Origin of the sequence: Candidatus Nitrospira allomarina (assembly GCF_032050975.1) — a bacterium.
GTDB classification, from domain to species: Bacteria; Nitrospirota; Nitrospiria; order Nitrospirales; family UBA8639; genus Nitrospira_E; species Nitrospira_E allomarina.
In genome coordinates, this window is the sequence record NZ_CP116967.1 from 3569903 (window position 1) to 3595907 (window position 26005).

The following is a 26005-nucleotide window of genomic DNA, read 5'->3' on the forward strand; positions in this document are numbered from 1 at the left end:
ATTATCTAATACCTTAACGACTTTGGACAAGATCCACGCAACATTTGAAATTACCACGGAATTTATGCGAAGAGAAGGAGAAACGGCATGCGGATATTCTTGACGGGAGGAGCCGGTTTTTTAGGAAGTCATTTATGTGAAACGCTTATCCATCAAGGACATACCGTCATATGCCTGGACAATCTCCTTACCGGACGTACAGAGAATATCGGTGCACTCATGGGGCACCCGAAGTTCTCGTTTATTCACTACAATGTCTGCGATTATCTTCATGTCGACGGACCAGTCGATGCCGTCATGCATTTTGCATCACCGGCGAGCCCGCAAGACTATCTGGAATTTCCCATTGCCACGATGAAAGTCGGCGCGTTAGGCACACACAAAGCGCTGGGCCTAGCCAAGGCGAAACAGGCGCGATTTCTCCTTGCCAGCACATCCGAAGTCTACGGAGATCCACTGGTCAACCCACAGCCGGAATCCTATTGGGGCAACGTCAATCCCATTAGCCCCAGAGGTGTCTACGACGAAGCCAAACGATTTGCCGAAGCCTTAACCACCGCCTACCATCGCTTTCATGGCCTCGACACAAGAATCGTCAGAATCTTCAATACCTATGGCCCACGCATGCGCCCAAAAGATGGACGGGTGGTGTCCAATTTTATTGTGCAAGCCTTACAAGGGCATCCGTTAACAGTATATGGCGATGGGTCACAGACCCGCAGCTTTTGTTACGTCGATGATCTGGTCGCGGGAATCCTATCGCTTCTGCAAGCCCCGCCAGACGAATTTCGAAAAAGTCAAGATGTTCAAGATTCGGTTCGCTTCGGAAAGACTCAGGCCAACCTCGGCTCCATACATGACCCTGTTAACATCGGCAATCCACAAGAACTCACCGTCATGGACATTGCCAAAACGGTGATCAAACTCACCAACTCATCAAGCACGATAACCCAACACCCCCTTCCAATCGATGACCCTAAAGTACGCCGACCCAATATCGAAAAGGCGACCACTCTGCTCAAGTGGGAACCCCGGATTACTTTGGAACAAGGCCTTGAAAAAGCCATCGACTATTTCCGTTCTCATTTGGCCCTTGCAAAGTAAAATACGGATTATGAGGTTCATTAATTCCGTGCAATCTGTGACCCATGACATACCCTGTCCTGATCGTAGTCGGATACAACACCATTGGCTCGACAATTCCGCGTTTAGCCGAAGCTCCGAACGCAATTAATCCGCGCGAGTGGACAGAGACACCTTACCCCCATAAAATAAAAACATGCAGAACATTCGGCAGGACCACATACTTGAAGGCATTTTAGTCACCCTTCGTGGCTCCCTTGCGGCTTGCCCGGAAGTGGCCGGGTCAGAGGTCATGACGTCAACACTCATCACAAATTTTTTACATTCCTATCCACCGGACAAACTGTTGACCCATCTCGGTGGTTATGGAATCGCAGCGGTCTATGACGGCCAACGTCCCGGGCCAACGGTGATGATACGCTGTGAACTGGATGGACTGCCTGTGGAAGAAGCAGACAAAACCCAATGGCTCGTGCCAGGAGCGAACATTGCCCACCGCTGCGGACATGACGGACATATGGCCATCGTGGCGGGCCTGGCTCCCTTACTTCATCGCACACCACCAACCTGTGGACGAGTGGTGCTCTTATTTCAGCCCTCAGAGGAAACGGGGGCAGGCGCACGGGCAATTATCGATGACCCGAATTTTGAGAAGTTCCGTCCAGACTGCGCTATCACCCTGCATAATCTACCAGGATTTCCCAAGGGGCATATCGTGTATCGACGGGGGACATTTGCCAGTGCCTCTGTCGGAATGAGAGTTCGTCTACTTGGCCAAGCGTCCCACGCGGCCGAGCCGGAACAGGCTCGTTCTCCTGCGAATGCAGTTGGAAGGCTTCTGGCTGAACTGCCCCAACTGAGCAGGGTCACGGACAATCCCTACTGTATGCTCACGCTGACTCATGCGCAGCTGGGACTCATGTCATTTGGGCTCACACCGGGAGAAGCAACCGTGTGTGCTACGCTTCGAGCCGCTTCCGCCGCGGGCCTTCAAAATTTACGTCGCGAAGCGGAACAGTGCGTTCGCCTTTGTGCGGAGGCGGAACGGCTTTTTGCAGAAGTCGAGTGGGTGCAGGATTTTCCGGCGACAATCAACGATGATGCCTTGGTTGATACCCTCGAACGCGTGTGCCGGGATACGGGAATTGAGGCCATGGAAATTCCCAAACCGTTCCGCTGGTCGGAGGACTTTGGACATTTTGGCGATATTTGTCCCATCCTCCATTTTGGACTTGGTATTGGGGAGCATGCACCAGGCCTCCATCAGCCGGATTATGAGTTCTGCGATGAGACAATCCTGATTGCGGTAAGTGGCTTTTATGAAATGGTCAAATCACTGTTGATCGGATATGAAAGTCAAGGAGAAAAAGCCGCAACCGGTACCTGAGCAAGTTCGAAAAATTTGCCAAAGGTACTGCGACAAAGATAATCATTCAAAAAACAACTTTAAACAGAGCCAAAAACCGGTAAAGAGATCTACGAAATATTCAGGGGTTCGGCCGGAGCCTCGTTCCAATTCGTCTGTCATTCCCCCATCCGGTTGAGGACCAATTCCGAAGTATGGACTGAACCAATGCACCTCTACCCACAGCAAAATGAGCAAAACGTCCCCTATCTTCCATTTGCCTTCTCTATGTAACTTGTTATCAGAGGATGGTTAGAAAAAAGGCAAGAAACCCATTTTCACCGAATTTTCAGGGACTTGGGTGGTGTTGGAGGGGTTGGGGGTGTCGGGAGTGTGCTATCTACAATACCTCTCGATGGGGAAGGAGATTCTCTTTCGAATTTTTTTGATATGACGGGCGAGTCAGTCTTTTTCAATGTTTGAGCAAGACAGATTTGTAATTGTGCGATGGCTTGTACGGTCAGGGAATTGGGATCGTTCGCATAATCCATGGCCATTTTTTTGCAAATGGCCTCTTCCACGGATTCCTTACCCTCGAAAAGATTGCCCGAGGCCGATCCCGTGATGACCACAACCCCATACAAAAATCCCAATATGCCCGCTTGCACTCTCATTCTTTATTTTCCGAGTTGAAGGCTATCAAGTACTAGCGGTCCCATAATTTAATTTTCAATATTAACCGGAGCACGAGAGTCATAATACAGGAGAAACCCAAAGTACATTGAATCCAATTTTACAGCGACTTCAAGGGACAGTAAAACGTATTAGAATCATCATCATATCGGTTGAAGTCTTCAATCATACTCTATAATTGGAGCTATTGAAGCTTAACTGCCACAGGCAGATCATACTCACCGTTCTTAATAAACGATTACCTCCAATCTACGAGGAATCATGCCCAATCATTCACAATCCCAGCCTCTTGGTCACTGCTCCACAATCCAATTGTAATTCCGATAGTTACAATTCTTATTTCCATCCTCCTCCTAATGCCTTGTATATTTTTACGACCGCTATGCGTAATTGCTTGGCAAAATTGATTAATTCGAGGTTGGATTGCAAAGCATTCCGTTGTGCAATGAGGACCTCCAGGTAGCTTGCCCTGCCATATCTATAGAGTACGTGTGACGTTTCGACAGATTGTCGCAATACTTTGTTTTGTTGCTTTTTCAAAGCATTGATTTTTCGCAAGTTATGAATATTAGAGAGTTCATTGGCCACTTCAACATAGGCGTTCAAAATGGTCTTCTGATAATGATACATAGCAGTCAGCTGATTAGCTTCAGCAAGGTGGAACTGTGCTCGTAAGGCATTTCTATTAATAAGTGGGGCGACCAATGTGCCTACCGTGGTATACGCGATTGAGGCGGGCGCCACAAATAAAAAATCGGGATTGAAGGCTTGGAACCCAAAACTTGCGGTAATATTAAAGGTTGGGAAAAAAGCAGCTTTAGCCACTTTCAAATCGAACTTACTGGCCTTGATCTGGAATTCGGCTTCACGAACATCCGGTCGGTTTGCCAGCAATTGGGAAGGAACACCCGACGAAATCTCATGTGGAATATCTGTGAAATATTCGCCTTTGGTCCGTTCAATGGGTTGTGGAAAGCGCCCCAACAAGAAGTTTATGTGATTTTCGGTGATCGTAATTTGTTGCAGAACTTCTTTTTCCAAAATACTGGTATTGAGCACTTGAGCCTTAAATAATTCCACGGCTAATTCGGTTGCCCTCCCGGTTTCCTTCTGCAATTCAATTACCTCCAACGATTCGTACTGTGTGTGGAGGGTTTGCCTGATGATGTCCAATTCATTATCCAATGCCCGTAATTCGTTATAATAAATTGCAACATCGGCTACCAGGTTAGACACGACAAAGCTTGTCCCTTCGATACTTCCCAAAAATTTCGCCATGGCGGAACTGCGCTGATTTTGCAGCTTGCCCCAAATATCGACCTCCCACGATGACTGTAGGCCCACAAAGAGATCAGGCAAATTGGTGGGAACGGTTTGACCGGGAGTGATGTCGGTCGTTGAGTTCCCGGCCCCGTCCATGGTGTACCGTCCGAATCGGCGAATAGCGGTTCCGACGCCCAAATCCATTGTCGGCATCAGTGCTCCGGATGCTGCTCTGACACTTGAACGCGCAATTTCAATTCGCTGCAATGCCATTTGCAAATCAATGTTATTCTTGATGGCGGTATCTATTAATTTATGGAGGAGCGGATCGACAAAGTAATCTTTCCACTGGATGTCAGCTATATTGGTGGTATCTGTTTTATCCTTAAAACTTGTTGGCATTTCGTTTTCCGGAATAGCCAAGTCGGTTTTAAGTCCTGTGCAACCATTTAACAATAGAATCATGGACAAAATGATAAGGCTGGAATACATATAACGTTTCAATGAGTATGAGCGAAGATTCTAATATTCGTTAAAATTCGACGGAACTCTCTGGGGAATCAGGAACTATTTAAGTTTTGCCAACCTGCGGGCAAATTTTAACCGAGACTTGAAACTGAATCGCGGAGCCTTCTCTGCCTTTGATTTTTCATCAAGATTTTGTGTCGTTCCCATCGTTGCAAATACCACAAATAAACCCGGGATAAGAATCACGCCGAAAATGGTCCCGAAAAGCATACCTCCAGCCGCCGCCGAGCCAATGGTATTGTTCCCAATCTCCCCTGCACCCGAAGCAAACATTAAAGGAAGAAGCCCGGCAATAAATGCAAATGAGGTCATCAAAATAGGGCGCAAACGAATGGCCGCCCCTTCAATCGCAGCTTCAAGCGCAGTTTTTCCTCGCTTTTGTTGTAAAATGGCAAATTCAATTATCAGAATGGCATTTTTACCGAGGATACCGATTAACATGATCATCGCGATTTGAGCGTAGATATTATTTTCCAAGCCCATCAGCAAGAGGAAAAATAAGGCACCAAACACCCCAATGGGTAGCGAGAGGATCACCGGCATGGGCAGTAGAAAACTCTCATATTGTGCGGCGAGGAGGAGATACACGAATATTAAACAAATTAAAAAAATGTAAATGGCCTGATTGCCCATCTGGGCTTCATCTCGCGAAGACCCTGCCCAATCGTACCCAAACCCTTTCGGTAATTTACTGGCAGCCACCTCTTTAATGGCCATAATAGCCTGACCGCTGCTATAACCTGTTGCAGGCTGCCCATTAATCATGGCTGATGGGTACATATTGTAACGGGTCACCTGTTCAGGACCATAAATTTTTTCAACGCGAAGAAAAGAAGAAAAGTGGACCATTTCACCCGCGTCATTTTTAATATATAACTTCATCAGGTCTTCAGGTTCTGCACGAAATTCGGGTAGCGCCTGTACCATGACTTTATACATCTGACCGAAACGGATAAAGTTGGTCGCATATACACTGCCAATCAGTGCTTGAAGGGTATTCATTGCGTTCTCGGCCGTGACACCCTTTTGAGCCGCCTTCTCGCCATCAATATGTAACAGAAATTGTGGAAAACGGGCATTGAAGGTGGTAAAGGCATTCGCGATTTCCGGCCGTTGGTTGAGGTCATCGACAAAATCATCGGCCGTTTTTTGCAATTCTGCAAGGGAATCCGAACCGGTTTTGTCTAACAATCGCATTTCAAAACCGCTGGAATTCCCATAACCCGGTACGGGGGGAGGGGTAAAAAATTCAATATTGGCATCTTTAATATGTTTGGTTTTTTTTTCAAGAACGCCAATAATTTCCCTATCAGAGGCCGTTCGTTCATTCCAATTTTTCAAGCTGATGAGATTCATCCCATAGACGGAACCCGTACCTTCAGACAGTATGCTGAATCCCGCAAGGCTTGAGACGGATGTCACATCCTCTAACCCGGATGCAATCTGTTGCACTTCATCCACAACTTTTTCCGTTCGTTCAAGAGTTGCGCCTGTTGGAGCAGTAACATTGGCATAGATTGTCCCCTGATCTTCATTAGGAATAAAGCCCGAGGGAACAAAGGCTCCAACCAAACCGGTGCTTAAGGAAAAACCAAGCAGGATCCCAAAAGTCACAACTCTTCTGTTCGCTATCGCGCTGATAAGTTTTTTATAATTATCAGACAGATTGTCATACCAATGATTAAATCCATGAAATAATTTTTGCAGCCGCCCATCTTGAGGCTGTTGACTATTGTGGGTATTTTTAAGAAAAACGGTACAAAGGGCGGGGGTCAGTGTGAGGGCAGTGACCCCTGAAAGAATAATAGAACAGGCCATAGTCAAGGAAAACTGTCTATAAAAAATTCCTGTCGGGCCATCCATAAACGCGACGGGTAAAAACACAGCCGACATGACGAGGGTAATGGCCATAATGGCCCCGCTAATTTCATGCATGGCTTGTTCCGTAGCCTGCTGGGCTCCAATTCCTGAATTCTCCATTTTGGCATGAACGGCTTCAATCACCACGATCGCATTATCGACAACAATACCTATGGCAAGAACCAGCGCAAATAGGGTGATGAGATTCAGGGAAAAACCCATTATGTGCATAAAGAAAAATGTGCCGACCAGGGATACCGGTACGGCCAAAACAGGAATGATGGTGAGTCGAACATTCTGCAAAAAGACAAATACCACCAAGGATACCAAAAGAAATGCTTCAATTAACGTTGTCAGAACTTGATTAATGGAGGCATCCAAAAACTCGGACACATCATAACTGAGACTGTAATCCATTCCTGGGGGAAATGCCGTTGATTTAATTTCCTGCATTTTTTCTTTAATCGATTTAATCACTTCCTTGGCATTGCTACCAGGGCGCTGTTTTAACAGAATAGCGGCAGAGGCTTGTCCGTTTTCTTTGGAAAGAACATCATAATCTTGTGAATCGAATTCGACGTCTGCGACATCTTTTAGCCGCAAAATTTCCCCTTCATCCGTACTGCTCAACACAATGTCTTCATAGGCTTCTCTTGTATTGTGCTTCCCGGTATATTTTAATACGTACTGAAGGGCCTGGACGTTCCTATCCTTCCCTGAGCTCTCGCCAATTTTACCCGGTGCGGCTTCTACATTCTGGGCTTGTAATTTTTCGATAACCTCGAGAGCTGAAATGTTGTACATGACAAGTTTATTGGGCCTTAACCACACACGCATGGCATATTCCCTTGAACCCATAATCTCAGCAAACCCTACACCATCTATCCTTTTCAGCTCCTTCAGAATATTAATATCAGTAAAATTGTAAAGAAATTTTTCGTCTATGGTAGGATCCAGGCTGTGAATGTTGATATACAACAACATACTGTTTTGTACCTTTTCGACGATGACCCCGGATTTTATAGCCTCTGGGGGCAACTCATCCAAGGCGGAAGCCACTCGGTTCTGAACATTCACAGCGGCAATTTCCGGGTCGGTCCCGGCGTTAAAAATAATCTGGATAATGCTCGTGCCATCATTTCCGGAAACGGACGACATGTAGGCCATTCCGGCAACACCATTAATGGCTCGTTCAAGCGGGGTCACAACCGCCTTGACCACAGCCTCGGCATTTGCCCCGATAAATTTTGACGTCACATTGACCTCGGGAGGCGTAATCTCTGGAAACTGAGTGACAGGGAGCTGGGTAAAGGACAATAAGCCCAGTAAGGTAATGAACAGGGAAATAACAATAGAAAGGACCGGACGATGAATAAATGTAGCTGTCATTTTTATCTAATTCTTTTCCAGTCGTGAGGGATTCACATCATCGCCTTGGCAATTTCAATGTGAACAGGATGCACTTGGTCTCCATTCATAACATTCTCCACACCCTCGAAGAGAATCTGTTCGTCTTTGGACAAACCGGACTCCACAACATAAAATTTTGGCAACCGCATTTTTGAAACAATATTCCTTTGTTCCAGGACATTATCCTTATTCACAACGTACACATACAATTTGTCCTGAATTTCAAAGGTTGATTTTTGTGGAATCACCAACGCATCTTTAAGGGTTTCATTGACAATGACCTTACCATTTGCCCCTTGTTTTAACAGTCCGTCAGGATTAGGAAACCTTGCTCGTAACGCAATATTCCCTGTTGAGCTATCGAATTCACTTTCAATCATTTCTATGGTCCCTTCATACTCATAAAGGACTTGATTGGCGAGTTCAAAGCTCACAACTTTGGCCCCTCGTTCTCCAGAAGCAATGTAGTTAAGATAATCCACTTCAGAAAGGTTGAAATAGGCGAATACCTCATGATTATCAGACAGTGAGGTCAATATGTCTCCTTCAGCTATCAAACTTCCCACCTTGTTTGGAATACGGTTAATAAATCCGTCAAAGGGAGCTCTTATTCTAGCGAACGAAAGATTTAACGCTTGCTGTTCTTTGTTTGCCAAAGCTTCTTCCACGTCCGCTTTCAACGCGTCTACCTTGGCTTGAATAACATACAGTTCCGATTTAGACACAATGTTTTTTTCTACCAGCACTCTCACGTTTGCTAATTCAACTTCCGCTACCTTTAGATCTGCCACGGCACTTCGGAATGCCGCGTTTGCTTTTTGTAATTCTTTTTCAAATACATTATGGGTCAGGGCAAACAATAACTGCCCTTTCTTGACCGGTTGCCCCTCATCCACATAAATTTTTCCAATATACCCTCTAATTTTACTTCGTATCTCTACATAATTAACCGACTGAATTTGGGCGACATATTTATTGCTATAGGTGACGTCCTCCAAGATGGGGTAAATCACCTTATGGGTATCAACGCTTTCTGCCTCTTTTTTATAGGTGCAGGATACCGTGAGTAAGCAGACTGCAAAACATAGGACCACATTAATTTTCATGTTGAATGCTTTATTCGAAGTGAAATTTTGAACAATGGAACGAATTTCGTTCCCATGCTTCACAAATACGGATGGCGATTTCTCAATCACATACAGCCTTGAGTGTTAAAATCTTTTAACCTACTCCAAACCATTCACCTATCAGAAAGAAAAGCCGATTCCCACCCAGGGGTAGGTGAAATGAGGGGAAGGGAGGGGTTATCCCATTACGTAAGGAACTCACGCGTTATTTGTTTTAGGTACACTGCCTGATACGGAAAGCCCAGTAAGACACCAATGAGTTTTCTCAAATCCAGACAATACCGATTTGAGTGCAGAGAAGGACATCCACTCCTACCAAGGAGTTCCCCCAAGGGCCAAAAGGTGAACGTTGGGATTTTTCCGCACCGAGACTAGCTTTACTGAATGTTGATTCAAAAAGTTTCTGTCATGACAGACAACAGGTTATCTCGGAATTTTTTCTTGATAACAAGATTATTGTCAAAACGTGGCGGTTAAAGGTTTCATCCAGCCCAATTGCTACTTATATTCCGAAAGGTCCACCCACCTTTTCTTATCGACAGAACAACGTGAATTTTTCAGAAATAGGTAAAAAATCCTAGGCTATATTTGTTTCACTCTCGATTACTTAAAAAAACGCACCTGATTAATTGGCACTGTATTGATTCATCCTTTATGCAAGATTTGCTTAGCCTTATGGTTCCATTGACTCTGACATCATGCAAAATTTTGAGCGCATTGTTAATGAAAAACTCACCTATCCATATATTCTAATAAAGAGCAAGGGATGAGCCAAATCCCTCATTGGCTGGACTAGTTAAAAACATCTAATAAAAGGCCCATAATCCTGGGGTTCGATTTGAAAAAAAATCCCAATGCGACGGAGCCCCACGATTAAACACAGCCAACCACCACGAAACCACGAAATCCTGAGACTCCAGGCATGTCGTTTTTCACGTGCAATTCCCACCCGGAAAGTTCAATAAGTCGAGAGCTGAGGTTGCTTGAAAACGGGTAATAACGCTCCGGACAATCACCAGTCTGGCCTCTTCCCCCTATCAAAGATTAAATTACCACTCAAAAAAAAATGGGATAAAGGAGCAAAAAGACTAAAACGGCTCAGTGTCTGGGGATTTTCCTTCGACTTTTCTTAGGCATTTTCTTTATTCGAGAGGGATTCAAGGGAAAGACGAGAAGACCATTCTGCGCAATATTCCCGACTTTCCTGCACATAGCTGCGAAAGGGGTCGGCCATGACAAAAGCCGGACTCCCCTGAAGTTGCAAAACCGACCAATTGATGACATAGGGAGGACGACGCGGATCGTGATGGCCTGTCGCCTTCTCTAGAAATTCCGCCCAACCTTCCTTGACGACATGGCGAATGATTTCTGCTCTCCCAAACGCACGAGTGTTTCGTGGCGGTTGCCCTTTCGCCAATGCGACCAAATCATTCGTCGTGAAGCGCGGCGCATCGCCTTCTTCTGTCATGCCATGATAAAGACCTGCCTGCGGATCAACATTGTGATATTCCAAATCCAGACTTTTCAACCAGGGATCGTCCCATTCCAACTTCTCCGCCTTCCGAAAGTTCTCCAACAACCAGAGCTTGGAGGCCCAATCAACCCGGCCGACCACGGCTTGATAGCCCTCTCGTAAATCCCTCACGACCGATTCCCAATGGTCCAGGACCCAGTCGGTTTCCTCATCCTGCCCGGCATACTGTTTGGCGGCGGCTTCCCAAAACTGCTCTTGAATATCCAAGGCTGAAAGGTGCCGGCCGGTTGAGAGAGTGACCATCCATTTTTGCTGAGGGTCACGGGAGATGGCTCGCAGAGTCTGGACAGGATCATCGAAATCCAATCCTTGCGGGGCATGCCCTTCTTCGATTAATTGCAGAACCAAGCCGGTCGTCCCCATTTTTAAAAGAGTCGCTTCTTCTGCCATATTCGAATCGCCCATGAGCAAGTGCAACCGCCGGAATCGTTCTGGATCGGCCAGGGGTTCATCCCGGGTATTCACAATAGCCCGGTTATGCTGAACCCATTCAAAAAAGTCGTTGACGATATAATCCGGACGCTGGGAAATTTGATAAATCACCCCCTCTTCGGTTGATTTCCGTGACCGGGGCCCTCCACGTCCCTCGATATCGTCCAAGCCAATCCAGCCGTCCACGGAACGCGCCTTTCCGATTCGGCCGGCGCCCGTAAAGACCTGGCGTGTTACCAGAAACGGCATGAGCATCCCCAACCCTTGATAGGTAAACGGAAAGTCCCGCGTGACCAGATAGTTTTCATGGCAACCAAATGTCGCGTCTGTCTCATGATCAATATTGTTTTTAATGATCGACACCAGTTCGGAAAGCCCAAGCTCTTCCAGACAGTCCTGCAACAGCCAATCTCCGGCACGATCTACAGCCACTAAATCCCACAGCGAATGACATTCCGGTGAGGCATATTCCAGATGCCCCATATCGACATACATCCGGCCTGCATTCAGCAGAAAGCCCCCATTGCCTGGCGGTTCATCATGCCCACGATAATGCCAGTCAATGACGCCGTGTTTTTTCCGGCCAAACAAATGTTCAATGATCCGGTGGGCAATCCAAGCAGAAGACACGTCCGGTTGATCGGCCTTGATAAGCAGACCGTATTCGGTTTCAATACCGAAGATTCGATTATGCATAGGGACCTCGCTCTGCCAGGGTTTAGATGGCAGGTTGGAACACGGTAGGAATGAAGGACTGTAGTTCCGATTGACTCAGAGCACGATAGGTTTCCATCTTCCCGCTCTCCCGATCCAGAAAGACGCATTCCAGCGTCTCTTTGGACAGCGTTTCACGAATTCGGAAAGCAATTGCCTCATCTTCTGGAATGGTGGAGATGGAACTGGCTGCGGAAGAGGTGGTTCCTTCCTCTTCTGTATCCGAAGAGGGATGTACAGATTGGAGAAGACTTGCGATCCCCCACAAACGGAGACTCCGCTCCACAGCCGACTGCAGAGAAGACAAAAGACTCTGGCTTTTCCATTCCTGAGTGAGCAGACCACGGATGGAGGCGGAGGCTGCCAGCAAACCGAATTCGCGTTGTTCCTCAAACATGCCATCATAATTGATGCTGAACAGGCGATCCCGTTCATGAGAAGTCCCGACTTCTGCCAGTAGAATTTTGGCGATGTACGGTGCCTTGAAAATTTCTTCAAACGCTTGTTTGATGACAGGGGCCAGACCATTTTTCATCAGTCGGGAAGCGGTCACATCCGCCGGGGACCGCTGGAATCCTTCAACGTGGGCCATATCCAATAGGGTATACCGTAGTTTCTCCAGATCTGCAGGATGGCCCATGCCTCCGAGCGCAATGCGATCGTAAATTTCATAGATTTTGTCTGTCCCCCGATTAAAGGTCAGCAACAATATCCCCTGTGTAAAGGAGACGGCAACTAACGGATTGCCTTGCGTGAATTGATCGTCCAAATATTCCCGCCGATTGGCGACGGCTTCAATCCATCGATAGGGTTCTTCATACATGATTCAGCACCTTTTCAGAAAACAGTGATTTCAACCGTTCCGCGGGAATGGCTCTCACCCCTTCCGCAGAAATGCGTTTCACGATGGGATAGAGTTGGGCCTGCGCATCCACTCCACCTGTGGCGGAATCAAACTCTGCCGCACTGGTCATCAGGCGAAGCACGAACGTCAAGGCTTCCTCTTCATTCATTCCGGCCACGGGACCATTCCCCCACCGATTCATGTAAAACAAAATCCCCCGAATCGTGGAAGACCCGGATCCAGAGACAGCATATTCCACCGCTTCGAATTCAGCTCCTAAGATGTCATAGAAAAAGATTTTTCCGCACCCTTCAAGTTGGTCATACCCCGCAAAAATTGGGGCCACAGTTCCGGTTCCTGCCAACGCCGCAGGAGCATTATTTTTCAACAACGTTGATAAGGCTCGCAACTTTCCCTCAAAACTCAAATCCTGCAATTGACTTCTCCGGTAATACTTAAAGGAATGCTCTAATATTCTGGCCATCTCAAATGCGGTGGCAGGAACACCTGCGATGGCTAAGACAGAAAACCGATCCAATTCCAAGACCTTATCGGTGCGATCATACATCACGACATTTCCGGCCGTTGCCCGCCGGTCACCAGCCACGAGGACCCCGTCAGCATACTTGATAGCAAAGACCGTCGTCCCGGCTGTGATTTCAGTATGGCCCGATGGCGTACCGCCATTGACCGGCTGCCGAAAGTCCTCGACTGCATAGCCACGCTCTCGCAGAACCTGAAGGAAGTCCCCCTGTTGTCCCATCATCTTTATTCCCCGGTCCGTTGGCGATATTTTTCTGCCTGCTTGGGATCAACCTTGCGCATGCGCTTCATGAGATTATCACGGGATGGTGAATCCGTTTCCGGGCGTTTAGGACCTGATTCCTGATCGCCGGGTCCCATTGGTTTAGAAAGTGGATCGATTGGCCGTTCTTTTCGTTCAAGACCCCCACCGGCTTGGGCATATTCATATTCGTTTATCATAAATCTCATCCTCCACATGAACTATTTTTTTAATACCATGCATTCAATCATATCAAATGGGGTCTCGGCGTGCTCAATCACAGACCGGCATTGAGCGACCGCCACCGGCTCAAGGTGATTCAGCAGGTCAAGATGCAGTCCCCCATTTTGGCCCTGAAAATGTACTCCTTCCCATTGTATCGACGTAATGTCTTGACCAAATCGTTGTACACACAAACCCCTGAGACCTCCACGGGTATCCCGCGGCCCATGCTTCATCGCTTCTTGAATCTCGTGTTCCTGGGATATCCTGGTGGTTCGCCCCTCGGCTTCCAACCCGAAAAACAGGCCACGATCAGGATCCAGATTATGATATTCCAGATCCAGGCTGGCAAGCCAAGGATCATCCCAGCCGATTCGCTCGGCCTGCCTAAATGTTTCGAGCAACCACCATTTAGTCACCCAATCAATTTTTCCCACAAGCTGCCATCGATCCCGTTCGAGAAGATCTAATACCTGTTCCCATTCGCGAAGAATCCAGGCCGTCTCTTCATCCATTTCGACAAAAAATTTCCTGGCCAAATTCAGGTACTCCCGTTGAATATCCACCCCGGAAATCAGGCCTCCCGACTGTCGTGTCACAAGAGTGCTCAAATCAGGGTCACGAGAGAGCGTCTGAATGGCTTGCACCGGGGAGTCAAGCTCACAGGGGGGCAAGATCCCTCCGGCAATCATATCCAACACCACCCGCGTCGTGCCGATCTTCAAGGCCGTGGCATATTCACACATGTTGGCATCACCCACGATAAGATGGAGTCGCCGATAGCGTTCACGATTCGCATGCGGTTCGTCTCGCGTATTGAGGATCGGTCGGTTGTGCATGGTATCCACGCCCAACTCGGCTTCCATAAAATCTGCGCGTTGAGACAATTGAAACCCGCCAGGCTCAAACCCGCGTTCTTGCGCTTCCCGACCGACCTTGCCTGCCCCGGCGATCAATTGTCTGCTGACCAGAAAAGGCATGAGTCCACGAGCCAAATTCTCAAAATCGAGCTCGCGCGAGACCAGATAATTATCATGGCAGCCATAACTATGCCCGTGAAAATCCGTGTTGTTTTTATACAACTGAACCATTGGGCCGCCAAGGGCCTGATTTCGGCGTTGTGCCGCCATCCAAAGGATTCGCTCGCCGGCCCGGTCATGCGCGACCATATCCTTGAGAGAACGGCATTCCGGCGTGGAATACTCAGGATGCGTATGATCATTATAAAATCGCGCCCCATTAGGAAGGACAAGGTCACTTTTCATTTCATGGAAGGAAAAAGGTCGATGGGCATCCTGTTCCGCGAACAGGTCCTCTTCTTTATCCTGAGCTAACTCAGTCACCCGAAAACCCCGTTGATCTTCATGGGGATGCTCGCCCCGATAATCCCAGCGGCGGGTAAAATGTCCGTCAAGATAGGCCCGCACCAATTCCATGGATTCCACGACAGGATCGGCGGTCTCGATATCTTCCCGCGCAATCCCATATTCAGTCTCAATACCAAAGAGGCGAAGAGGATTCATTTGTTCCAATCTTTCAGCTGAGAAGGTCGCATGTGGCACAACGTGCTGGAAAGGGAGATTTACACAATCTGAGATGTCCGATGCTCTTCTCCAGCTTTTCCAGGCTGCAGGGAGGATACTCCGACAACCTGGTCGGGATGATAATCCAGGAGTTTCAACCATTCCTCAGCTGAATCATCCGGCGGGAAAATTTCACTCTCCTTGAACTCCTCATTGCTGGCAACGAGTAAATCATCGAGGCTCAGACCCGAGGCCTCCTGATTGCCCGCTTGAATTGCCCGCTCAATAGCCCGTTCTTTTGCACGCCGGACGATTCCCGCCAACACCGCTCCACTCAATAAATCCCGGCGGTAGAGAATTTCACGCCGTCCGTTACGCAACCGAATGGCCAACACTCGATTCTCCAGGCTTCGCTGAAAGAGATTCTCTAACAGTCCGTCGATGATCTGCGACGCCGGAGCCTCATCCTCCTGTCCACTGCCGGCAGCCTTTTTCGTGTCGTAAGGCAGATCAGCCGTCAAATAGACAAGCAATATTTCCGCTACATCGTTTCGCCCAGGTCGGCCCACCTTTATTTTTCGATCAATTCTTCCAGGTCGCAGCACGGCCGGATCAATCATATCCGGACGATTTGAAGCCAGAATAACCACCACTTGGGAAAGGCTTTCAATCCCGTCGAGTTCGGCACAAAACATCGGAACCAGGGTGTTGGAGACATTGTAGGATCGCACCGCCCGTCTCGTCCCTAAAATGGATTCGGCTTCATCGATAAAGATAAATGGCAACTTCCCGGCTTGCCTTTGTTGCCGGGCTTGAAGAAATAAATCGCGGATGATTCGCTCCGATTCCCCGACCCACATATTCAGAACTTCCGGACCTTTGACATGCAGAAACACGCCACCCTCAATCGGCGGAAGTTGAGAGGCAGAGCCTGGCCCTTGCATTCCAGCATGGGGCGTAAGCGTTTCTCGTTCTTTGGCGAAGAGTTGCCCAAGACTTGCCGCCGTGGCTTGGCCGATCAGAGTCTTTCCGCACCCCGGAGGCCCATACAGGAGAAAGCCCTTGGGTTGCTGAAATTGATACCGTGAGAACAATTCTCCATGCAGGAGGGGATATTCTATTGATCGGCGGATGGCTTGAATAGCTTCCTGCTGTCCACCGATATGCTCCCAACGGACAGTTGGCAATTCCGCTAAAAGATGCGATTGCCCTTGGGGGTTTTCTAATCGTTCAATGGCAATCCTGTGAGATGGGTCCAGTCGAACCTCATCGCCGACCTTCAATTCCGTACCGGCGAGATCATCTGCCCGTTGTATAAGAATGCCTTGCCTGCCCGCCTCTTGATCAATACGAAGACGCCCATCACCTAATATCTCTCGAACTTTCACAATCGGGCCATTCCGATCATACCCGAGAGACCGGATGACCACATACGCCTCATTTACTAAAATCTGATGCCCAACCTTTAAACCTTCTTCCTCAAGCCTGGGATCGACACTGGCATAATATTCTGCCCCGCCAACCATGATTCTCGCCACACCCTTTTCAGGCTGATCAAGCAGAGTCCCGATTCGATTTGCCGGGGCCGTCAGTTTTTCAAGCACTCCTTGAAGTTTCTTCATATCGGCTTCCTGTTGTTGAGAAGCCGTCGTTTGCTCAACAAGCCCGTGTCGAAGTTGATAGAGAAGAGGAATCCGGTGATCCCCTTCAGGCAAAGATGCCAAACATTGGTCAATAATCGCCAACGGGGAATTCTCAGATTTCCTGGAGAATTTCGGGAATGAAGGTCCACCAGACCGAGAGGAATCCTTGGAGGAAGAAAATTCTGTAGAATCACTCATGGTGTATTGTATTCCATTCTATTTCAATTGAGACATGAAAGCCTCGACGCCCCATCAACACTCCGACAACGCATCTTGGCCGACGATCAATTTCTCATTCTACTATGTTTCCGGACCATTACCCAAGATATAAAAAAAGCAGGGGATCCGTTAGGGTCCCCTGCTTCTATTGAAGAGTAGCCTGTTAGTGACTTAGCGACTTACCAACGGTCTCCACCACCGCCGCCACGGTTTCCGCCACCACCACGGTTTCCGCCACCACCGCCACCAAATCCGGTTCGCGGTGCTTGGGGCTTCGCTTCATTGACCGTCAGGGTACGCCCTCCCATTTCGGTTCCATTTAGCGCCTCAATCGCCGCCTTAGCTTCAGCATCCGAGGCCATTTCCACAAAACCAAATCCTCGAGATTGCCCCGTATACTTGTCCGTAATAATTTTAGCCGACGTCACGGCGCCGTGCTGGCCAAAAAGGTCAGCCAATTCTTGCTCTGCCGTGGAATACGGCAGGCCACCCACATAGATCTTTGAACCCATCGGGGTCCCTCCTTCTAAATGCGATATTGTTTTGCATGGTTCGAAGAGAAGAGAAGGGAAGGAACGGCCCGAGAACGCAAACCAGGTGGCGACTTAGGACTAACTTCCAATCAGACTCCTTGCGGATTCCTTGGCAAAACAACATCAGTGATGGGCCCGTCACTCAAACATTCATCACGTGGCCCGAATGTCGTGATGAATTTCTTTTGAATAGCATAAGTCAGAATGGAAAAGAATGCAACAATCCCCGGCAAGGAAACTACTCATCCCACGCATTATTTTCAGGAAATTAATTGGGGGGTCCCCCTGCCGTCAATCGCTTCCTCGGAGATAATCACTCGTTTAATGTTTTTCAAGGCTGGCACATCATACATCAAATCCAGCATGACTTCCTCCAGAATAGAACGCAATCCCCTGGCTCCGGTTTTCATAGACGAAGCCCTGGTGGCAATGGCTTGAACCGCCTCCGGAGTGAAGTCCAACTGCACACCATCTAATTGAAATAAGGCTTGGTATTGTTTCAGGAGAGCATTTTTCGGTTCCTGTAGAACCCGCACCATATCCTCCACGCGTAAGTCATTCAGAGAGGCAAGAATGGGAAACCGGCCGACAAATTCAGGGATGAGTCCATACTTTAGAAGATCCTCCGGCTTGAGTTTTTCCATCAATTGATTAGAGCTCAACGCCTCACCATTGGAGGAAGCCGCGCCAAAACCCATTCGTTTCTGATTGGTCCGCTGAGAAATAATATCCTCCACCCCTACAAAGGCACCGCCACAAATAAAGAGGATATTCGTCGTATCCACCCTGAGAAATTCCTGCTCAGGATGCTTTCTTCCCCCCTTGGGAGGCACATTGCATAACGTCCCTTCCACCAATTTCAACAATGCCTGTTGGACACCTTCCCCGGACACATCCCGCGTGATAGAGGCGCTTTCAGATTTACGGCTAATCTTGTCAATTTCATCAATATAAATGATGCCCACTTGCGCTCTGGCCATATTAAAATCACACGACTGCAATAACTTCAAGACCACATTTTCCACATCCTCGCCCACATAACCCGCTTCCGTCACCGTGGTGGCATCTGCAATGGCAAAGGGAACATGCAAAATTTTCGCTAAGGTTCTGGCGAGTAAGGTCTTGCCGGTTCCCGTCGGCCCGATCAGCATCACATTCCCTTTTTCTAATTCCACATCAGGCAGATCTTTACCGCTAAATACACGTTTATAATGGTTATGGACGGCCACCGACAGAACTTTTTTGGCACGGTCTTGCCCTATCACATACTGGTCAAGCACCTCTTTAATTTCAGGAGGGGTCGGCAAGGGACCCGCTGGCGGCTCCATCGGGGACTGGCCTTCCGTATGGCCTGATAAAAATTTTGAACATTGTTGAATGCAATCCGCACAAATCAAGACCGACCCCGGTGCCTGACATTGCGTGCAGGCCTGTTTCGTCGGGGCCTGGATCAAATTGGTTGCTCCAGGTTTTGCCCGACCACAGAAGGAGCAGACCGCATCCGCACGATTTCGTCCTTGCTTCGAATCCCAAAAAGCCACGGCAGTTACCTTTCTTACTCGTCACCAGAAATCAGTCTAAAAGACTCTATCACTTCCCCATGAAAGGAGATCTTAATCTTCAAGAGGAAGGATATCAAATCATCTCCCATTCAGGATAAACCTCAAAGGGATTCGGCCACAACCAGGGGCACAGCTTCCCAGGACATTCCCCGGTCACCCGTCCGAAACAGTCCTTTTCCGTTGGTCCCCACATAAAGCACATCAGAATCAACCGCGCTCATGGCTAGAGCCCGAATATTAACATTCGTCAAGCCCGCACTTCGAGCTTCCCAAGTTATTCCTCCATCTTCACTTCTAAAAACACCGTCACGATTGGTCACATACACGACATGTGGGTGGGTGTGATCGAGAATGAGGTCACTCAACATCTGATCGGAGAGTGTCTCCCCAATGCGAGTCCAGACTTGGCCTCCATCCTTGGTGACGTACAGTCCACTCAGAGTCGCAGTATAGACCGTATCGGATTCATGAGGGTCAACCTTTATGCGAGTCACGCCCAATGCCCTGGAGGATTTCAGCACATCCGAGGCCACCAACCCATTATTGACCATTTTCCAAGTGCGAGCCCCGTCAATAGATTTATAGACTCCCCCGCTTGTTCCGGCATAGAGGGTTTGAGGCTGACGGGGATCGCAGTCAAGCGTCACCACCATGAGCACTTCTTTCATGCCCTCCATCCGCTTACTCCAGGTTTCTCCCCCATCGTCTGATTCAAACACCCCCAAGGAGGTGGCGGCAAAAATATGGGCACTGGATCCCGGAGCAAACACCAATTGATGGACCACCGAGGAAATCGTCACATCATCCAATCCCGTCCGTCGTGACACCCATCGTTGCCCACCATCGTAACTTTTATATACCGCATCCCCCTTTGTTCCGGCGATAATATTGGCCGGAAACAGGGGATCAATGGCCAGAGCAATGACCCGAGAATGGGTCATACCCGCAGACATGTTCTGCCAGGTCATGCCCCCGTCCCTGGATTTATAAATATAATCGTTGGTGGCGAGATAAAGAATTTTGGGGTTTGTGGGATGAAGGACAATTTCCACCACCGCCTCACTTTTCCCACAGCCGGCTAACAACATGCAGGCAAGTACTGTCAGCCAAAAAAGACGGAGACTGACGATCATAGCCTGCCTTGAATGACGATCAAATCCGTTCCCTGAAAGCGACAGAACGTTTGAAACACCATGCGAGCTCCTTTCACCATGGCTAGTGAAGGAGACGAGCCGCGTTTGGTTGTTGTGGCGGGCGTGGAAGGGGAGATGGTGTAATGAGGGGCAAATTGGCCACAGGGGCCTTTGGAGCCTTTCTATAGAGCTCCATGGCTTCAGGCATCCATTTCGTGAGATCGGCAATCCGGGTTTCATGCGCTGGGTGGGTAGATAAAAATTCCGGAGGAGCGCCATCAGAAGCCGCGGCCATCCGTTCCCAAATATGAATCGCTTCTCGAGGATCGTATCCCGCATCACCCGCAAGCAATATGCCGATATAGTCAGCTTCCGATTCGTGTTTTCGGCTAAACGGTAACAGAACTCCCGTCTGCACACCAAGCCCCATCGCCTGCATGGCTAGCGCGTTTAATGCCGGATTTTGGCCTTGGGTCGAAAGCACGATCGCTGCGGCAGTCATGCCAAATTGAGCCACCAGGCCCTGGCTCATCCGCTCTCCTCCATGTTCCGCCAGCGCATGAACAACTTCATGTCCCATAATAGCCGCCAATCCGGCCTCATTTTTCGCCATCGGGAAAATCCCGGTATAGACCGCAATTTTCCCACCCGGCAAAGCCCATGCATTCTTAGTATTGTCGTCCTTTATGACCGTGACTTCCCAATCAAACGCTTTCGCCACGTCCCCATATTTTGAACGCTTGGCCGCCTCAATAATACGAGCCGCGACACGGGTAACCGGCTCAATCTCTTTAGGATCTTTGGAAATCACAACCTTGGGATCCTGCAAAACTTCACTATACTGGGCAGCCCCCATCTGGTTCATTTGCCCGGACGGCATCAATAACAGCTGGGAACGTTGCGTATAGGGATTGGTTTGGCATCCCGCGATCAGGATGTTCAGGAACAGGACACAGAAAAAGATCCGACCATCTGTGGTGACCCACCGGGGTATTGACATCTCAAATTCTCAAGAATTCAGTGTCGCACAGCAAAAGGACGCCATTACCATCCTACCGTCATTCGGACGACCATTACATTCCGGCAGTGGGTTCTGGAATACGAATGTCCAATTCCTGGATTTGTTCGTAGCGAGCCAATGCTGGTTTGGTGCCTGCACGAGGTCCCACCACAAGAATCGCAAACTCCTCCGGACGCAAATGTTTGTGTGCAGCCCTTCGGACTTCAGCCGTGGTGACTTTTTCAATACCCTGGCGAAACTCTCTTAGCCAGGTCGAAGGATACCCATAATATTCATATGTCAGGTATTTACCAAGCACTTTCGTGGGAGAATCCACAGAAAAAACAAAGGAATTTAAAATACTGGCTTTTGCGCTCGCCACTTCTTCATCCGTAGGAGGCTGAGCGACCATATTCCGAGCTTCTGCGATTAAGGCATCAATCCCCTTTCCCGTCGTTTCCGTTTTGGTCGACATCGAGAGGATGGCCATGCCTGGATAGTCCCATTGCAATCCAACCCCACCGTGCACATCATAAGCCAGCCCTTGCTTGGAGCGGATGTTATAAAATAATCTCGCGCCAAATGACCCCGAAAGAATCTGATTGACGATCACCAAGGGATAATAATCAGGATCGTCCCGACGGATTCCCAAGTGCCCCATGGCAATTTTTGCTTGCGTCATATCGTTTTTTTCAATATAAAACACCCCGGCCGGGACCGTTGACTGAATGAAGACGGGAGCATCCTCTACCTCCGGACCCTTGGGCCAGTCCCCAAAAATGGATTGAATGAGCGCGAGTGTTTTTTCACGTTCAAAATCGCCACTCACTCCTAAAATAATCCGATTAGGATGAAAGTACGTCGCATGGCACCGGATCACATCCTCCCGGGTGATAGACCCCACGGTGGCGTATGTCGGTTCCCAGGTATAGGGAGAATCCTTCCCATAAATTAACTTCTTATATTCTCGTGAGGTAATCTCATCCGGATCATCATTCTGACGGGAAATCCCGGCCATCATCTGATTTTTGGCAATCTTTAACTTCTCAGGATCAAACACCGGAAACCGCAACACGTCTCCAAATACCTTCAACACCTCAGGAAAATCTTCGGTAAGAGAACCCATCGACGCAGTGCCGGACGAGTCCCCAATGTGCGTTTCAATGGCGGCGGCCTTCCCTTCTAAAAACTCATCCAGGGCATCGCCGCTCAGACTTTTCGTCCCTCCCGTGCGAAGCACGGTTCCCGTTAAGGAAGCCAACCCAATGGTGTCCTGAGCGTCCAATCGGGAACCCGTCTTGATCATGGCCGACACACCAACAAGCGGTAATTCATGGTCTTCCATCAGCAACACCACCAGTCCATTATCCAGAACCACGCGTTCAGGTTCAGGAATAACCAGTTCCGGCAATGGCGGGAACTGCAACTCCTCGACTTTTGTCACTTGCGCTTGCACCCAAACGGGAACACAGAACATGAGGAGGACGCCCAATCCCGCGCTCAGACTTGACCATCGACCGACACCACCCCACGAATGCTGATGAGCTTTACAGTGATTCATGATTGACCCTCCCCGGAAGTAACTGGTTGAGGACCACCGGCAGGAGAAACCGTCTCAATCATGCCTACGATCCGGTTGGTTGATTGAAACATCGTGTTAGCGACCCGACGAATATCGGCCTTGGTCACCTGATCCAATCGATCAATGGACCGGAATAACTCGCGCCAATCTCCAAACAACATCTGGTAATCAGTCAGATGCATAGCCAGACCAAGGTTATTATTCAACGCCCGAACCAACCCCGCTTTGGCACGGGTGCGAAATCGTGCCAGTTCCTCATCAGAGACATCCTGCGTTTTCAGCCGGTCAAATTCTTCCCGTAACGCCTGCTGGACCGTATCATTCGTCACACCACGGCCGGGAACAGCATAGGCCATCCACACGTGCGGATACTTGTCCCCCGGATATTCCCCGTAAGCTCCCACCGACACTGCGATGCGTTTGTCCCGAATCATCGATCGATATAATCGAGAGGTCCGCCCATTCGTCAATATATCGTCGATCGCATCGTATACCGGTTGATCAGCATGGGTCACGGGTGGCTTATGATAACCCTCCACATATAAGGGTTGGGAAGGATCCTGCAGCTTCACAATTTTTTCTGCGATGGAAGGAGGCTCCACGATTCGAAGCGGAGGAGGCACGGGAGCCGAGGGGATGCGATTGAAATATTTTTCAAGAATCGGGATGACCGCCTCCGCTTTCACATCTCCGACGATCGCTGTCACCAAATTCGTCGGCACGTACTGCTCCTCATAAAACTTTTTTGCGTCGGTCATTGTGTAGGATTGAATATCACTGGCAAAACCAATCACCGGATGATGATACGGATGAGCCATATAAGCCGTCGCAACAAACTGTTCGAGCAACCGGCCGAAAGGTTGGCTTTCCGTGCGCATGCGACGCTCTTCCATGACGACGTCCCGTTCTTCGTAAAACTCCCGAAAAACCGGATGCAAAAACCGCTCCGACTCCAAATATGCAAACAGTTCGACTTTATTGGCCGGAAGAGCATAAAAATATCCAGTGACATCAGCACCGGTAAATGCATTTAACGCAACCCCACCCTCCCGTTCAATGATATCGCCGAACTCATTTTTCACCACATACGAGGAAGCCTGTTGTTGTCGCTCCTTAAAAACCGCATAGAGGCGCTCCACCTTCTCCGGGTCAGGATCGGAAGCAAACTTCTCCGTTTGATAAGCCTGGTAAGCCTCTTCCAATGCCTCTAACGCAACCTTCTCTGCATCATAATCAGTCGTCCCGATGTGGGGAGTACCTTTAAAGGCCATATGTTCAAACATATGAGCCAGTCCCGTTTGCCCCATGATTTCCTGAGCCGAACCCACATTGACTCGCGTCATAAAGGCAAAGACAGGCGCCACTGGACGTTCCACAATAATAAAGGTCCACCCGTTCTTTAACGTATGCCGGGTCACACGTTGCTCAAAGGAGGCTAGATCCTGACCAAACACCGTCCCCGCGCAGACGCACCACACCAGACCCAGAAGTCCGAGCCTCTTACTCCATCGCATCAATCGATTACCCGTTCCCATTCATCACCATCCTGGTTAAGCCAACATCTTCAATCCGACCACTAAATGATCCTACCCAGTAAATGAGAATTCTGGCAAGCAAGACATATTTGAATGCGAAACCGCATTCATTCTAGCCTTGTCCATGTTATTGGGGGATGCCAACCTTATCCTGAGACATGACCTTAGGAAAACGTTTCCTAAGCAACTTACAAGAAAAGCTGTTGCCCATCGGGCGGCCGCCTGTGCGATAGAGATGTCTGTGCACAACCGAAAGGTGAAAATGCCGCGAACGTCACGCAACGTTCCCTATTCTACGACGATCACCGCTGAGGGTTCTGGGCTCATTTTCATTCCAAGCCCGGATTCCTCCCATGGCTGTAAGACCGGTCCCTCATAGGTATACCCGCCCTGTACTGGATCTATTGACAGGAGAAGCGGCATATCAAGATCCAAAAATTCAAACCCTCCCAGCCCCAAGGCCAAACTGAAAGAACACCCCATGGCCACCCGACTTTCGACCATACCGCCAATCATCAATTGGAGCCCGCACGATTTGGCCAAACGGGCAATCTCCCCTGATTCCACCACCCCGCATTTAGTGATCTTGATATTGATCACATCCGCAGCCTGTTCACGAATCAACAATTCCGCATCATGAAGCGATCGAACCGATTCATCCGCCGCAATGGGGAAAGGACTGTCCCGGCGAACAGAAGCCAGACCTTCCCGGTTATTTCGGTGTACGGGCTGCTCTAGCAACAATACAGGAATGGACATTCGACTCATCGACTCGATGAACTGGAGAGCCTCGGAGACGGTAAACCCCTGATTGGCATCAACCACAAATGAGGCTTCAGGGAAAGCTGAAAATACGGCCTCAATCCTTCGAATGTCGGCATCAACATCCTGACCCACCTTTACTTTAAATACTCTGAATCCTTGACTAAACCACTCTTTGGCATTGCACACAACTTGTTCGGTTTCTCCAATCGGCAAAGTAATATCCGTTTCGCGAACCCGAACATCCGCTCCACCCCAGAGGGCCCACATTGGAACGGCCATCTCGCGACACAGGGCATCAAGAAAAGCCGTTTCAAGGCCGCATCGGACCGAAGGCATCTCTCGGGCCACCTCCGCCAATTGATGTGCCAGCTTCCGCCAATTCCAAACCGATTGCCCAAGGATACACTGGGCGGCGGCAGGAAATGCGGCCAGGCAGGCAGCCTGGTCTTCGCCAGATATGTCCGGAAACGGCGCCATCTCCCCATACCCGCACGTCCCGCTCTTGAGGGTCAATCTGATGAAAATATTGTGGGCGACCGACATGGAACCTGAAGCCACCACGAAAGGAGCATTGAGAGGCAATTGAACCGGCCAGGCTTCAATGGCCGCAATACCGAGTGCTTCCGATTGCATCATGGGTGAAAGAATAGACTCCCAATCACATGTGTGAA

Annotated in this window: 19 protein-coding genes; 2 read left to right on the top strand and 17 right to left on the bottom strand. The window is 48.9% G+C overall.

What is annotated here, in order from left to right:
• The first annotated feature begins 87 nt into the window (after window positions 1–87).
• Together PP769_RS15845 and PP769_RS15850 are read left to right on the top strand one after the other, a co-directional pair.
• Window positions 88–1104, top strand: coding sequence for a UDP-glucuronic acid decarboxylase family protein (locus tag PP769_RS15845; RefSeq protein WP_312641898.1), 1017 nt, complete (start codon window positions 88–90; stop codon window positions 1102–1104).
• Window positions 1105–1279: 175 nt separating this feature from the next.
• Complete coding sequence (locus PP769_RS15850; RefSeq protein WP_312641901.1) at window positions 1280–2470, top strand: amidohydrolase; 1191 nt, start codon at window positions 1280–1282, stop codon at window positions 2468–2470.
• A gap of 296 nt (window positions 2471–2766) precedes the next feature.
• Here PP769_RS15850 and PP769_RS15855 read toward each other — a convergent pair whose 3' ends face one another.
• The 17 genes from PP769_RS15855 to PP769_RS15935 form a co-directional block, all read right to left on the bottom strand.
• Entirely contained in the window at window positions 2767–3102 is a 336-nt protein-coding gene (locus PP769_RS15855) for a hypothetical protein (protein ID WP_312641903.1), read from the bottom strand.
• Between the two features lie 355 nt (window positions 3103–3457).
• A complete protein-coding gene (locus PP769_RS15860) occupies window positions 3458–4876 on the bottom strand; it encodes a TolC family protein (protein WP_312641905.1) in 1419 nt (472 codons plus the stop codon).
• Between the two features lie 75 nt (window positions 4877–4951).
• The gene (locus PP769_RS15865) at window positions 4952–8161 is read right to left on the bottom strand and encodes an efflux RND transporter permease subunit (RefSeq protein ID WP_312641907.1); all 3210 of its coding nucleotides are present in this window, start codon (window positions 8159–8161) and stop codon (window positions 4952–4954) included.
• A gap of 32 nt (window positions 8162–8193) precedes the next feature.
• On the bottom strand, window positions 8194–9288 hold the full coding sequence (locus PP769_RS15870) for an efflux RND transporter periplasmic adaptor subunit (RefSeq protein WP_312641909.1): 1095 nt from the start codon (window positions 9286–9288) through the stop codon (window positions 8194–8196).
• Window positions 9289–10438: 1150 nt separating this feature from the next.
• Window positions 10439–11971, bottom strand: coding sequence for a proteasome accessory factor PafA2 family protein (locus PP769_RS15875; RefSeq protein ID WP_312641911.1), 1533 nt, complete (start codon window positions 11969–11971; stop codon window positions 10439–10441).
• Between the two features lie 22 nt (window positions 11972–11993).
• Window positions 11994–12812, bottom strand: a complete 819-nt coding sequence (locus tag PP769_RS15880) for a hypothetical protein (protein ID WP_312641913.1) — start codon at window positions 12810–12812, stop codon at window positions 11994–11996.
• Window positions 12805–13599 (bottom strand): proteasome subunit alpha, encoded by a 795-nt coding sequence (locus PP769_RS15885; RefSeq protein ID WP_312641915.1) that lies wholly within the window; start codon window positions 13597–13599, stop codon window positions 12805–12807. Before PP769_RS15885 ends, PP769_RS15880 begins: the two co-directional genes overlap by 8 nt.
• Before the next feature lie 2 nt (window positions 13600–13601).
• Entirely contained in the window at window positions 13602–13817 is a 216-nt protein-coding gene (locus PP769_RS15890; RefSeq protein WP_312641917.1) for a ubiquitin-like protein UBact, read from the bottom strand.
• Between the two features lie 21 nt (window positions 13818–13838).
• Window positions 13839–15362, bottom strand: coding sequence for a proteasome accessory factor PafA2 family protein (locus PP769_RS15895; protein ID WP_312641919.1), 1524 nt, complete (start codon window positions 15360–15362; stop codon window positions 13839–13841).
• A gap of 59 nt (window positions 15363–15421) precedes the next feature.
• Entirely contained in the window at window positions 15422–17203 is a 1782-nt protein-coding gene (locus PP769_RS15900) for an AAA family ATPase (RefSeq protein ID WP_312641921.1), read from the bottom strand.
• A gap of 200 nt (window positions 17204–17403) precedes the next feature.
• On the bottom strand, window positions 17404–17736 hold the full coding sequence (gene rbp, locus PP769_RS15905) for an RNA-binding regulator (RefSeq protein WP_312641923.1): 333 nt from the start codon (window positions 17734–17736) through the stop codon (window positions 17404–17406).
• A 281-nt stretch (window positions 17737–18017) separates the two neighbouring features.
• A complete protein-coding gene (gene clpX / locus PP769_RS15910; RefSeq protein ID WP_312641925.1) occupies window positions 18018–19298 on the bottom strand; it encodes an ATP-dependent Clp protease ATP-binding subunit ClpX in 1281 nt (426 codons plus the stop codon).
• Window positions 19299–19420: 122 nt separating this feature from the next.
• Window positions 19421–20452, bottom strand: a complete 1032-nt coding sequence (locus PP769_RS15915; protein WP_312641927.1) for a WD40/YVTN/BNR-like repeat-containing protein — start codon at window positions 20450–20452, stop codon at window positions 19421–19423.
• A gap of 82 nt (window positions 20453–20534) precedes the next feature.
• Complete coding sequence (locus PP769_RS15920; RefSeq protein ID WP_312641929.1) at window positions 20535–21452, bottom strand: M48 family metallopeptidase; 918 nt, start codon at window positions 21450–21452, stop codon at window positions 20535–20537.
• Window positions 21453–21525: 73 nt separating this feature from the next.
• Entirely contained in the window at window positions 21526–23013 is a 1488-nt protein-coding gene (locus PP769_RS15925) for a M16 family metallopeptidase (RefSeq protein WP_312641931.1), read from the bottom strand.
• The gene (locus PP769_RS15930) at window positions 23010–24569 is read right to left on the bottom strand and encodes a M16 family metallopeptidase (protein WP_312641933.1); all 1560 of its coding nucleotides are present in this window, start codon (window positions 24567–24569) and stop codon (window positions 23010–23012) included. The genes PP769_RS15925 and PP769_RS15930 overlap by 4 nt, the downstream gene beginning before the upstream one ends.
• Before the next feature lie 288 nt (window positions 24570–24857).
• Complete coding sequence (locus PP769_RS15935; protein WP_312641935.1) at window positions 24858–25970, bottom strand: dipeptide epimerase; 1113 nt, start codon at window positions 25968–25970, stop codon at window positions 24858–24860.
• Between the last annotated feature and the right edge of the window lie 35 nt (window positions 25971–26005).